Annotated in this window: 12 protein-coding genes and 1 pseudogene; 3 read left to right on the plus strand and 10 right to left on the minus strand. The window is 66.5% G+C overall.

What is annotated here, in order from left to right:
- From ELR45_RS07955 to ELR45_RS07975, 5 genes and pseudogenes are all read right to left on the minus strand, one after another.
- Nucleotides 1–664: pseudogene (locus tag ELR45_RS07955) on the minus strand (hypothetical protein); the annotation flags it as partial.
- Between the two features lie 9 nt (nt 665–673).
- Nucleotides 674–1306, minus strand: coding sequence for an RNA polymerase sigma factor (locus tag ELR45_RS07960; RefSeq protein WP_165367582.1), 633 nt, complete (start codon nt 1304–1306; stop codon nt 674–676).
- Between the two features lie 127 nt (nt 1307–1433).
- Complete coding sequence (locus tag ELR45_RS07965; RefSeq protein WP_129664901.1) at nt 1434–2078, minus strand: response regulator; 645 nt, start codon at nt 2076–2078, stop codon at nt 1434–1436.
- The gene (locus ELR45_RS07970; RefSeq protein WP_205856213.1) at nt 2069–3277 is read right to left on the minus strand and encodes a sensor histidine kinase; all 1209 of its coding nucleotides are present in this window, start codon (nt 3275–3277) and stop codon (nt 2069–2071) included. The genes ELR45_RS07965 and ELR45_RS07970 overlap by 10 nt, the downstream gene beginning before the upstream one ends.
- A gap of 23 nt (nt 3278–3300) precedes the next feature.
- Nucleotides 3301–4023 carry a DedA family protein gene (locus ELR45_RS07975; protein WP_240759268.1) on the minus strand — a complete coding sequence of 241 codons (723 nt, stop codon included), beginning with the start codon at nt 4021–4023 and terminating at the stop codon, nt 3301–3303.
- A 195-nt stretch (nt 4024–4218) separates the two neighbouring features.
- On the opposite strand from ELR45_RS07975, the gene ELR45_RS07980 reads away from it, so the two are divergent.
- Complete coding sequence (locus ELR45_RS07980) at nt 4219–5874, plus strand: FAD-binding dehydrogenase (RefSeq protein ID WP_129664903.1); 1656 nt, start codon at nt 4219–4221, stop codon at nt 5872–5874.
- On the opposite strand, the gene ELR45_RS07985 is transcribed toward ELR45_RS07980, so the two are convergent.
- Entirely contained in the window at nt 5787–7172 is a 1386-nt protein-coding gene (locus tag ELR45_RS07985; RefSeq protein ID WP_129665108.1) for an MFS transporter, read from the minus strand. The genes ELR45_RS07980 and ELR45_RS07985 overlap by 88 nt on opposite strands.
- 107 nt (nt 7173–7279) lie before the next feature.
- Here ELR45_RS07985 and ELR45_RS07990 point away from each other — a divergent pair, with 107 nt between their 5' ends.
- Nucleotides 7280–7936, plus strand: a complete 657-nt coding sequence (locus ELR45_RS07990) for a TetR/AcrR family transcriptional regulator (protein ID WP_240759269.1) — start codon at nt 7280–7282, stop codon at nt 7934–7936.
- Here the strand turns inward: ELR45_RS07990 and ELR45_RS07995 are convergent.
- The gene (locus ELR45_RS07995) at nt 7929–8276 is read right to left on the minus strand and encodes a winged helix-turn-helix transcriptional regulator (RefSeq protein WP_129664905.1); all 348 of its coding nucleotides are present in this window, start codon (nt 8274–8276) and stop codon (nt 7929–7931) included. The genes ELR45_RS07990 and ELR45_RS07995 overlap by 8 nt on opposite strands.
- Nucleotides 8277–8348: 72 nt before the next feature.
- Between ELR45_RS07995 and ELR45_RS08000 the strand changes: the two genes are divergently transcribed.
- The gene (locus ELR45_RS08000; RefSeq protein WP_205856215.1) at nt 8349–9176 is read left to right on the plus strand and encodes a group II truncated hemoglobin; all 828 of its coding nucleotides are present in this window, start codon (nt 8349–8351) and stop codon (nt 9174–9176) included.
- Here ELR45_RS08000 and ELR45_RS08005 read toward each other — a convergent pair.
- From ELR45_RS08005 to ELR45_RS40540, 3 genes are all read right to left on the minus strand, one after another.
- The gene (locus ELR45_RS08005) at nt 9120–10376 is read right to left on the minus strand and encodes an ATP-binding protein (RefSeq protein WP_205856216.1); all 1257 of its coding nucleotides are present in this window, start codon (nt 10374–10376) and stop codon (nt 9120–9122) included. The genes ELR45_RS08000 and ELR45_RS08005 overlap by 57 nt on opposite strands.
- 253 nt (nt 10377–10629) lie before the next feature.
- A complete protein-coding gene (locus tag ELR45_RS08010) occupies nt 10630–11904 on the minus strand; it encodes an MFS transporter (RefSeq protein WP_129664909.1) in 1275 nt (424 codons plus the stop codon).
- 58 nt (nt 11905–11962) lie between these two features.
- Nucleotides 11963–12459, minus strand: a 497-nt coding sequence (locus ELR45_RS40540) for an aldehyde dehydrogenase family protein (RefSeq protein ID WP_240759270.1), incomplete at its 5' end; no start/stop codon positions are given.

Consider the following 12459-nt stretch of genomic DNA (forward strand, 5'->3'; position numbering starts at 1 on the left):
CGTCCGTCTCCGCGCAGGCATGGGGGTGGTCATGCGCAGTCTCGTCGTCCGTCTCACCCTCGGAGATGTCCGTACCGGCGGTCTCACGTGTCTCCGGCCGCGGTTGTTCTCCCGCTCCGTGTGCCGGCGGCTCGCTGTCGCTGCGGTCGGGCTCCGCGGACGCCCCAGCTTCGAGCTCGACGTGACGGTCTGCGGCGTCGCTCTCGGAGCCGTCCGCGGCGGAGGCATCTTCCGGCGACGGTGCGCTGCTGGACATGCCCGGCACGTGCACGATGCCGGTGATGTGAGCACCGCCGATGAACGCGGCGGCGGTGGCCGTGCCCAGCATCACCTTGCCGGTGACGGTGGCCAGGAACGCCGCCAGCGCGGCGAACGCGCCTCGCCTGCGGTGCTTCGGGTGCCGGTGACGCGAGGTGGACGCGCCCCGGGCCGCGATGTCGTGGTCGGCCGTCGTCTCCCGGACGCCTGTGGGCAGGCCGGACTGGAAGACGGCGGACAGCTCGGGGCCCGCCGGCGGGGCCGAGGTACGGGCAGGCGCTGAACGCAGCTCGGCGAGGAACAGAGCCAGCTCGTCTAGGTCGCTGTCGTCGCAGCGGGGCCGCCCAGACAGCAGGTCCTCTGCACTCTGGTCGTCCAGTTCATCGAAGTCCCGGTGTATGCCCATCTCAATCTTCTAAACGTCGCTTGAGCGCTCGAGGGGTACGCCATGCTGCTCCAGCAGCCGTCGCAGGGCGCCGAGGCCGCGCCGCTGCAGCGCCTTGACCGCGCCGGGGCTCTTCCCGACGACGTGCGCGATCTGGTCGATCGTGAGGTCGGCCACGATGCGCAGCAGCAGGACATCACGTTGATCTTGGCCGAGCCGTGTGATCAGGTCGCCCACCCACGCGTGGTCCAGCTTGGCCAGCGCCTCCTCTTCCACGTCTCCGCCGGCTTCATCGTGATATGCGGACAGGTCCGCCGGAACCACGGTGCCGCGGCGGGCCTGCCGTCGCCGTTCGTCTACGAGACGGTTGTGAGCGATGGTGAACAGCCAGGCGCGGAATGCCGGCTCGTCGCCCTCGAAGCGTTCCAAGGACCGGAAGACGGCCATGAATACGTCGTTGGTCAGCTCGTCCGGTTCGACCGCCCCTCGCGCTTGCAGGAAGCTTTTCACCCGGGGAGCGAATATCTGGAAAAGCCGTTCGAACGCCCACCCAGTGTTGGCCTGGGCCGCGGCTAGGAGGTGGACGAATTGCTCGTCTCCGGGGGCCGGCCGCCCCGCCGCTGGGAGCTGCGCCTTCACGTCGCGCCGTGCTACCGAATCCAAGAGCTCCACCTAGGCTCGCGGGACCATCAACCCCTTTGGTAAACGTCACAGAACGCCCGATGGGTACGGGGCATGCCGGAATACGAGACGGTGATCCGGGGCGGACTCCTCCTGACTCGGTACGGGATCATGTGCCGAGATAGTGGAGGATGGCGAGCACCCGCCGGCTGTAGCCGGTGGCGTGCGAAAGGTCTAGTTTGTCGAAGATTGTATTGATGTGTTTCTCGACGGCGCTCTGAGAGACGTGTAGCCGTTCGCCGATGGCGGCATTCGTGTGCCCCTGCGCCATCTCATGCAACACGTCTCGCTCCCGGTCGGTGAGCCCGTTCAGGGGCCCCGTCTGGCTGGTCGCGGCGAAGAGCTGGCGCACCACTTCGGGGTCGAGCGCGGTCGACCCGGCAGCCACCCGGTTCAAGGCGTCGAGGAAGTCTTCCACCTGCGCGACGCGGTCCTTCAAGACGTACCCGACGCCCTCCGACCGGTCGGCCAACAGCTTGGCGGCGTAGCGTTTCTCGACGTACTGGGACAGCACCAGCACACCGATCGTCGGCCAGCGCTTGCGCACCTCCAAGGCCGCCCGTAGCCCGTCGTCGCTGTTGGTCGGCGGCATCCGGACATCAGTGATGACGACGTCCGGCTGGTGCTCCTCAACGGCTGGGACCAGCCCGTCGGCGTCGCCGACCGCCGCGACGATGTCGTGCCCCTCGTCGACGAGCAGGCGAGCCAGCCCTTCGCGGAGCAACGTCGAGTCCTCGGCCAGGATCACTCGCACGGCAACTCCGCCCGCAGTGTGGTCGGCCCGCCCGGCGGACTGTCGATCTGGAACCGGCCGTCCAGGGCCTCCACGCGTCGCGCCAGACCGCGCAGACCACTGCCGGACGGATCCGCTCCACCCGTCCCGTCGTCGTGCACTCGCAACTCGACTACCGTCCCTCGTCTATTGATGTCGACCGCGATGACACTCGCGCCGGAGTGCTTGGCCGCGTTCGTGATGGCCTCGCACGCGACGAAATACACCACGGTCTCGACCTGACGGGCAGGCCGGACCGGCAGGTCACATGCTATCTTCACCGGCACGCTGAACTGCTTGGCCACCATGGTGAGTACTTCGTCGAGTCCGGTGTGTTCAAGCGCGGACGGGTAGACGCGCCAGGCGACGTCGCGCAGGTCGTCGATGGCGCGCTGGGCGTCCTCGTGTGCCTGCGTGACGAGTCGGCTGACCTTGTCCATGTCGGCGCTGCGCCGGGCGCGGCCGAGCAGCATGCCCAGCGCCACCAAACGCTGCTGCAGGCCGTCGTGGAGATCTCGCTCGATCCGCTGGCGCTCGGCGTCGACGGCGGCGATGACTTCGGTGCGGCTCGTCGCCAGCTCATCCACCCGGCGCTCGAGGGCTTGCCGCGGGCCGCGTAAAAGGAATGTGTTCGCCAGCCTGTGGTCCAGTGCGGCAACGTTCGATGTCGCGTGCACCGGCACCATAAGGAGGGCGGCTCCGATGATGATCTGCAGCAGGAGATCGATCAGCGCCAGTTCGCGGAGCACTGTGGCGCGGACCACCATGAACGCCAGGATCGTCCCGATCACGAGCAGGCCGACGATGAACGCGCTGAGGGCGCCGGGAACCAGGCGTGCCGCCAGATAGCCCAGAGTCCGCGCGCTGGCTGCAGGGGAGACACCGCCGTCGCTTGTTGAGCGATCGTTCGCGGCGGTGTAGGTGACAAGCCGACGCCATTCGAGCCCGGCCAATCGCTGTGCGCACCGATATACCCACGCTATGCCGGCCCCCCGCGCCCGCGGCACGACCATCACGATGAGCAGCCAGAAGCCGGCGAGCACCAGGAATACCAGCTCCAGGACGGCGGACAGCGCTCCGAGCACCACCCCGGCAAAGGTGCGCACCCAGCGGAACACGTGGCGCAGAACCGGCTTGCTGCCGGACCAGCCCAGTCCGCTGGGTGCCAAAGGCTCCGTCAACCGTCTCTCTCCGTTCGCGGCGGTCAGGGTCGCCCGGCGTGGCGGGCTGACGTCCCACGATTATCCGTGTCGTGCCGGTTACGGCGCCTGCGAATCAGCCGGGAGACGACGAAATACCCGACGCCGACGGCACATCCGGCGATGACGATCCTCTGGAAGACGCCCGTGTAGTCCTCGACCGTGTGCCAGCTCTCACCGAGCAGGTATCCGGCCATCACGAACACGGTGTTCCAGATGAGGCTGCCCAGCGTCGTATAGAGCAGGAAGATAGGCAGCCGCATCCGCTCCACACCGGCCGGCACGGAGATCAAGCTACGGAAGATCGGTATCATCCGGCCGAAGAAGACGGCCTTCACGCCATGCTTGGCGAACCACTCTTCGGTGCGGTCGAGATCGCTGACCTTCACCAGCGGCAGACGTGCCCCGATCGCGCGCACACGGTCCCTGCCGAGCAGAGCCCCGACGGCGTAGAGCGCGAGGGCGCCGACGACAGAGCCGATCGTCGTCCAGATGATGGCCGAGAACAGGTTCATGTCGCCCTGGCTGGCGGTGAAGCCGGCCAGCGGCAGGATCACCTCGCTCGGGATAGGCGGGAACAGGTTCTCCAGCGCGACGGCCAGGCCGGCACCGACGCCTCCTAGCCGCTCCATGAGGTCGACCGCGAAGCCGACGATACCGTCCGACGGAGGGGAAGAGTCACTGGCGAGCAGGTGCGTGCCCGCAGACGTCTGCAATGTTTCGATCACATTCGACACGCTACGAATCCGCGCAGGTCAGAACCATGGGGCCGGCCACACAAGTGGACCGGACTACCGCAGCCGCGGGGTGTGGAAAACCACACCCCGCCGTGCAACCGGGGCCGTGGTCTTCCTCCGAGAGCATGGTGCGGCCCGGGCTTTGCGGCCTAAGCTCCGTAGAACCAACCCGGGAGGTGAAAGCCGGTGACGTACGACGCCGACGTGGTCGTCGTGGGAGCGGGACTGGCCGGTCTGGTGGCGACCGCGGAGCTCGTGGCCGCTGGGCGGCGGGTGATCGTCGTCGAGCAGGAGCCACAGGCGTCGCTGGGAGGGCAGGCGCACTGGTCGTTCGGTGGCCTGTTCCTGGTCGACTCGCCTGAGCAGCGGCGGCTCGGCATCCGCGACTCGGTGGAGCTGGCGTGGCATGACTGGCTCGGTTCGGCGGGTTTCGACCGCCCAGAGGACGAGTGGCCGAGGAAGTGGGCTCAGGCCTACGTCGAGTTCGCCGCCGGTGAGAAACGGGAATGGCTTCAGAGCGCGGGCGTGCGGTTGTTCCCATTGGTTCAGTGGGCCGAGCGTGGTGGAGCGCTCGCGACCGGCCCCGGGAACTCGGTGCCTCGGTTCCACGTCGCGTGGGGTACTGGACCGGGTGTGCTGGAGCCGTTCGTCCGGCGTCTGCGATCGGCCGAAGACCATGGGCAGGCCGGCGTCCGCTGGCGGCATCGGGTGACCGGTCTCGTGACCGACGGTGGCGTGGTGTCCGGGGTCCGAGGTGAGGTGCTGGCGTCGAGCGGCGTCGAGCGCGGTGCACCCAGCTCGCGCGACGTCGTCCGGGAGTTCGAGATCAGTGCGCGAGCCGTCGTCGTCACTGCGGGCGGCATCGGCGCCAATCACGACCTGGTACGGAAGAACTGGCCGGCCCGGATGGGCGACCCGCCGCGGCAGATGTTGTCCGGCGTTCCGGACTACGTCGACGGCCGGATGCTCGAGGTCGCGGAGGCTGCCGGCGCCAGCATGATCAACATGGACCGTATGTGGCACTATCCGGAAGGGCTGGCCAACCATTCGCCGGTGTGGAGCCGCCATGGAGTCAGAATCCTGTCCGGGCCGTCACCGCTGTGGTTCGACGCCACCGGCCGGCGGCTGCCCGCACCCTTGTTTCCGGGATGCGACACCCTCGGAGCGCTGGAGCACATCGGCAACAGCGGGTACAGCCACTCCTGGTTCGTGCTCAACCGGCGGACCTTGGCCAAGGAGTTCGCGCTGTCGGGCTCGGAGCAGAACCCCGACCTGACCTCTCGCGATCTCCTGGGGTTGCTGGAGCGGCGCGGATCCGTCATGACCGGCCCGGTCGGGCAGTTCGTCCGTCACGGCGCGGACGTCGTCGTCCGGCGGACCCTGCCCGAGCTGGTGCAGGGCATGAACGAGCTGGTGGGCACGCCGCTCGTGGACGCCGAGGCGTTGGAGCACGAGATCGTTGCCCGGGACGACCAGGTGCGCAGCGGGCTCGGCAAGGACGCGCAGCTCAGGGCGGCTCGGGAAGCCCGCAGGTATGTGGGTGATCGGCTGATGCGAGTCGTGTCACCGCATCCCATGCTGGACCCGGAGGCCGGGCCGCTGGTGGCGGTGCGGCTGTCCATCCTGACCCGCAAGACGCTGGGTGGACTGCATACGGATCTGTCCGCGCGGGTTCTCGATCGGGTGGGCGATCCGATCCCCGGGCTGTATGCGGCCGGCGAGATCGCCGGGTTCGGAGGCGGCGGGATGCACGGCTACCGGTCTTTGGAAGGGACTTTCCTCGGCGGCTGCCTGTTCTCGGGGCGGATCGCCGGCCGGGCAGCCGCGGCCGCGGTCGCCTGAACGAATGCGCTGCATGAACGCGCCGCCGTGACGTCCGACGAGGCCCAACGGCCTGCGGGTACGGTGACGGGCTGCTCGGCTCGATCGGCGGGCGGCGTTCCGTCGTCGCGGGCGGCCGGAGCGGCGACTTTGGTGAGCAGCAGTGCGATCAGGACGACGGCACAGACGGAGGCTGCGACCAGATAACCGGTGGTGATCGACGTGGCACCCATGAGCGGGCCGAAGATCAGCGGTGACGCGAACTGGCCGACGAACATGGCGGTGCCGGAAAGCGATGTCGCCTGGCCGCGTTGCTCGGGCGGCGGAGTCTCGCCGATGAGTATGGTGATGACCGTCATGAGAAGCCCGGCCCCGACGCCGAAGACGGCGATCGCCGGGAATAACAGCGCGGGGGTGCTGGCCGTGCCGAGAACGAGGAAGCCGGCGACCCAGCAGGCGGCGCTGGTCCGAAGGAGCGCGGTGTAGCTGTATCGGCCGCGTACGCGTGCGTAGATCAGACCCACGATGCTCGAGGCGATTGAGCTGGTCACCGCGAACAGAGACACCTTGAACGGATCTTCGACGCCGATTTGTGCGAGCCGCTGAGGAAGGAACACCGCCAGCGTGTACAGCATGATGCCGGCCAGCATCATCAACCCATACCAGGCGAGAAGCGTCGGGTACCGGCGCAGGAATCGGATGGCGCCGACCTGGTCGGGCGGCCGTGTGTCGCTGACCGGTCGTGAGTCGGCGGGAAGGAACAGAAGAGTCGCGATTCCCAGCGGAATGCCGATGAGATAGACCGCGAAGGCGGCGTGCCAGCTGATCCCGCCGAGCGCGCCGCCTAACAGCGGCCATGCGACGCCTCCGAGCATGGTTGTGCTGGTCCGCCAGCCCATGACCCGGTCTCGTTGTGCGCCTCGGTACAGGGCGAGCAGCGCCACGGTGGTTCCACTGAAGATCACCGCTGCGCCGAGCCCCAACACGAGCCGGCTGGCGATCAGCGCCGGGTAGGAGGTGGTGAAGGTGCCGGCTCCTCCGCCCAGACCGAAGAGCACCAGCCCAACGCCCATTGGAATGCGGACGCCGTGCCGATCGAGCAGCTTGCCGATGAACGGGCTGGCCACGGCGATGGTCAGGCCGTGCGTGGTGATGATCAGGCCCGCGGCGGTGCCGTCCACGTCCAGATCGTTGCGGATCACCTCCAAGACCGGCGACACGATGGCGCCGGCCATGACGCCGAGGGTCGAAGCGAACAGCAGGACGGTGAGGGCCGCCGGATATCTCACCGTGGTCGCGCCTGGGTCGGATGCGGTCATTGTGTGCCCCTCATTAGTAATCGCCACTGAGTGGCATATTACTACAAGGGGCGTAATATGCAATATGCTTGCCGTGTCTCTGGTGGAGGTCGGTTAACGTGAGTCACGTGACAGTCGATGCGAAGGTCCATGTGGACCGGACACTTCCGCTGCGAGAGCGCAAGAAGCTGCGCACGCGCCAAGCACTCATCGAGACGGCGCTCGCGTTGTTCATCGAGAAGGGCTTCGACGCCGTTACGCTCGACGAACTCGTCGACGAGGTCGAAGTGTCCAAGCGAACGTTCTTCCGTTACTTCACCTCGAAGGAAGAGGTGGCGACCGCCGCGGAGACGGAATTGTGGGACGCCTACGTCGAGACGTTGTTGTCTGCCGATATCACAGGCAATGTGCTGGTCGTCCTACGTGCCGCCCTGGTCTCGGCGCTCGAAGGCATGGACGAGGACTGGGAACGGCGCTTTCTCGCTACCCGAAGCCTCATCGGTCGCACACCTCGGCTGCGTGACCACAGCAATCTTTCATCATTGAAGACACAGGAGCGGCTGGTCGACGCGCTGGAGAAGAAGCTCAACGTTGACAGCCGGGAGGACGTACGGATTCGCCTGCTCGGTGAGCTGGCACTCGGTGCCTGGCGCTGCGGTGCGAAGAACTGGGTGCGGTCGGTGCGTTTCACCAGCCGCGGCGGCAGGGGCAACCGCGCCGCGCTCACCCGTTGCGTCGAGGAAGCATTCGACGCGATCCCGGGCAGCATCACCCTGTCTACGTGACCGGTTCGATGGCAATGCCGCGGCGGGAGGCTCGGTCGACGCCCCAGTCATAGAGTGCCTGCAGCACCGGCGCGAGGCTGAGACCGTCGTTGGTGAGCTGATAGGAGACTGGAGCCGGCACGCCAGGATGCACGGTGCGCTCGATGAATCCGTGGTGTTCGAGCTCTCGGAGTCGTTGCGTGAGCATCTTCTCGCTCATGTCGGGCATCCTGCGGCGAAGCTCGCCGTAGCGATGGACGCCCTCCTTCAGGTGGGCCAAGATGACCGGCGTCCAGCGTCCTCCGATGACGTCGACGGTCACTTCCACGGGGCAGTAGTACCGCTTGCGCGTAACGCTCACGACGCCTCTCACTTTCCACGCACCACGAAGTACGTACTTGTCGACTCTAGTATTCAGTGGTCGACTGGCTGCGTGGTCGTTGAGTACATCCGCTACCGAATCGCCGAATCCTCCGCCGGGGAGTTCGAGGACGCCTACCGGCGCGCGGCGGTGCCGTTGTCGCGCTCCCCGCAGTGCGTCGACTTCGAGCTTTCGCGCTGCGAGGAAGACCCCGAGCAGTACATCCTGCGCATCACCTGGACATCGACTCAGGAGCACCTCGAAGGGTTCCGAGCGAGTGACGCATTCCGCGCGTTCTTCGCCGAGATCAAGCCGTACGTCGACGCGATCGAGGAGATGCGTCACTACCGGCCCACCGGGATCGAGGGCACAGGCGCCGCCATACCGACGCTGTACGACTGGGCAGGCGGGACGGCGGCATTCGAGAAGCTGTTCTCCGCTTTCTACGACAAGGTCGTCAAGGACGAGGTGCTGGAGCCGGTGTTCCACGGCATGAATCCCGATCATCCTCGCCACGTTGCCGCATGGCTCGCCGAGGTGTTCGGCGGGCCGAAGGTCTACTCGGAGCGACACGGCGGACATGCCCATATGGTCGGTCGGCATCTCGGCCGGGCGATCACCGAATCACAGCGACGCCGCTGGGTTACGCTGCTGATCGACACGGCCGACGAGGTGGGCTTGCCCGATGATCCAGAGTTCCGGGCTGCTTTCGTGGGCTATCTCGAATGGGGCACCCGGATGGCGGTCATACTCTCCGGGCCCGGTGCCGAGCCGGATCTTCACGAGCCGGTGCCAGCCTGGACCTGGCCGCGTCCACCGTGGCAGCCGAGTGATACCCGGTTGTCAACGATCCCAGAGCGCGCTGATGGGAATGGCCGTGAGCCGGTCTCCAAAGGATAGTGTGTGCTGCCCGGTGTAGCACACGAACCCATGAACGAAATCATCGCCAAGCCGATCACGAAGCACGGTGAGGCCTTTGAAGTCATCACCGTCGATCGCATCGGTGGACTTGACCTCGAAACCTACGATCCGTCCGTTGGTCCGTTCGGCGACGAGATCGACCTCGGGCCCACGACTGACGCGCCAGTGGTAGAGCCGCACCGGAAACGGTGACCACGTGGCTTGCTTCGCGAGTTCGTTGACGACGAACGATTCGACGAGAGGCCCCCTTGCAGGCGCCACGCGTGCCGCCAATCCTTCGGCGTCTACCGAAACCAAGTGCGCCGCCAAGCCAGTGTCGGTGATGTGAAGCTTGGAGCGATGCGCGGTTCGGGCAGTCAGGTTCCGTGACCATGCCGGAAGGTAACGGATGAGGAAAACAGTCTCGAGTAAGTTGAGGTAGCGAGTGACGGTGGTCCGGTGTAGTTGCAGGTCGCTCGCGGTTTTGACTGTGTTGAGCTCTTGAGCGGTGTTGGCGGCCGATAGTTGGAGCAGCTGCCGCAGGTTGCTTGATTCTTCGATGCGGGCCATCTCTCGAATGTCTGTGTCGATGACGGCTTGAAGATATGTTCGATACCACTCGTCGCGTGCCAGCTGGGATCGCATCGCAACAGGTTCGGGGTACGAGCCGCGGCAGATGAGTTCAAAGTAGTCATGTCGCTCGTACTTACTGGGACCGGCCGCGCGCAACTCGTCGGCCTGACTGAATGCGGTGCTCAGGAACGATGTGTTGCTGTCGGCCAGCTCTTGTTCGGAGAACGGCCAGACTTCAAGAATCCCAGCCCGCCCTGCTAGGGACTCGCTGAGAGAAGGGGTGGATAGGAAACGTGTGGATCCCGCCAGCACAAACTGGCCCCGCTGGGTATCGCGATCGACGGCTGACTTAATAGCCAGTACGAGATCGTCCCCGCCGCGTTGGACTTCGTCGATCATCATGGGGCGTGACCCATCCGTGATGAACACAGCGGGGTCGGCTCGTGCTGATGCCCGGAACGCGCCGTCGTCAAGCGTCAAATAGGTGCCTTGGCGTGCGGTGTTCAGTTGCTGTAACAGCGTGGTCTTTCCGGACTGGCGCGGTCCATTGATGATCAGCACTCGAAAGCTATCGAGGAACTCAGTAGCCAGGTCTGCCACTCGGCGAGGGATCAGATTGTCCGTCACGAAACCTCCCTGGGCGGATGACATTTCAGAGGCGAAGCGGCCGACACATCTGCATCAACCAACCGACAGTTGAGAGCAAGTCTAGCCGACACATCTGCACGGCCAACCCGACAGTTGAGAGCACGTTAAGCCGACACGTTTGCATGGATCCAGGGCTCTGGCCGCGCTCCTGGGTGGTGAAAGTGCAGCTACCTTGTGCTTGATCAGGACTGATGGACGCGAGGGGTCAGTTGAACGCCGCAGCTGAGGGGTTCTAACCGATGGTTCGGGGTGACGCGGCGCGGATTCCGAGGACTCCCCAGACGATGGAGAGCGCGATCAGCAGGGCGAACGGCATCGTCCAGCCCGTGACCGCTGCTGAGAAGGCACCGACCAGCACCGGTCCCGCGGCGCCGATGCAGTAGCCGACCGTCTGCACCATCGCCGAGACGCCGCGGGCGGCGTCGCTGCTGGCAGAGCGCATCGCAATGAGGCTCAGTCCGATCGCCAGGCCGCCACCCTGGCCGGCTCCGCCGATCACACACCACAGGGCCCAAGCCTCAGGTGCCAACAGGAGCCCGACGAAGAAGGTGATCCACAGCACGGCGAGCACGGCCCCGGTGGCGTACCGGACCGGCTGGCTCCTGATGAGTATGGGAACGACGAGGGTGCCGGCGATACCCAACAGTTGGAAGAGGGACAGGGCAGTTCCAGCTGCCTCCGCCGTGAGCCCTTCGTCGCGGAGCATGGCCGGAAGCCACGCCGTCGTCGAATAGAACAGGAGCGACTGCAGGCCGAAGTAGATGCCCAGCTCCCATGCGGAAACCGCACGCCAGATCGACCTGGCAGTCGGAAGCGCCGAAGCTGTGAGCGGATCGACGGCGTCATCCCCGCGGGGCGTCGAACCCGCGGACACGGCGACGTCGGTGGCACCTCTCCGGCGTAGCCGGCCCGTCGCCGCCAGCCACAGCACCAGTGTCGCGACGACCAGCGCCGCCCAGACCGCGAGCGCCCAGCGCCATCCCATCCACCCCGCAAGAGGCGCCATGAGCAGTGCTGGAATAGTCGCGCTGACGATCAGCGACGTGGTGGACGCGGACAGCACCGGACCTGCTCGGCTGGAGAAGTCACGGCGCACGATGACCGGCAGCAGCACGTTGCTGACGGCGATGGCCGCGCCTATGAGCATCGTGCCGGCGAGCATCAAGCCGAAGCCGGACCAGGGTCGCCCCGCCACTCCGACCGCCAGTACCAGCAGGCTGACGGCGATCGCAGCGTTCGCGCCGATCCGGCGGGCGAAGATCGCCGCCAGCGGCGAGACGGCCGCGAAGCACAGCACCGGCACCGACGTCAGCAGCCCGGCAGACGCCGATGACACGCCTAGGTCTCTCCGGATGTCCTCCAGCACCGGAGACACGGCCACGATCGGCCCTCGGAGCATGATACCGACCGCGACCACCGCCACGACGAGCGTCGCCCCTCCGGTCAGCGACCGACCGCTGTCCGCGGCGCCGCCGACCCGCGCCGGCTCGCCTTCTCCGTCTCTCATCCGCACCAGTCGATCACTCTAGTTGGCCGAGTGAAGTCCACTGGCCACTCCGGGCTGGTCAGAACGGCTTGGGTGAGATGCTGCTCCGCATTGTCACCCACCGCGTGTCAGTGAACGCCTCGACGTTCGCCTCGGCCCCGCCGAAGCGCGCGCCGGTGCCGGATGCGCCCACGCCCCCGAACGGGATGTTGGCCTCGTCGTTCACGGTCTGGTCGTTGATATGCACGATGCCGGTCGGAATGCGCTGGGAGAGCTCGTAGGCGCGCATCGCGTCGCCCGCGAGGATGCCCAGCGACAGGCCATAAGGGCTGTCCGCGGCGAGGGTGGCCGCCTCATCGGGCGACGAGAAACGGATCACCGGGGCGACTGGCCCGAACACCTCCTCGGCATACGCGGGAGCGGTGCGTTCGACGTCGGCGAGGACGGTCGGTCGGAAGAAGAGTCCGTCCGCGGTGCCGCCGGCGGCCAGCCGTGCCCCGGCGGCGACGCTGTCGTCGACGAGCCCTTTGATCTTGCGCAGCTGGTTCTCGTCGATGATCGGGCCCAGCGCGACCT

Source organism: Phytoactinopolyspora endophytica, assembly GCF_004138495.1.
GTDB classification, from domain to species: domain Bacteria; phylum Actinomycetota; class Actinomycetes; order Jiangellales; family Jiangellaceae; genus Phytoactinopolyspora; species Phytoactinopolyspora endophytica.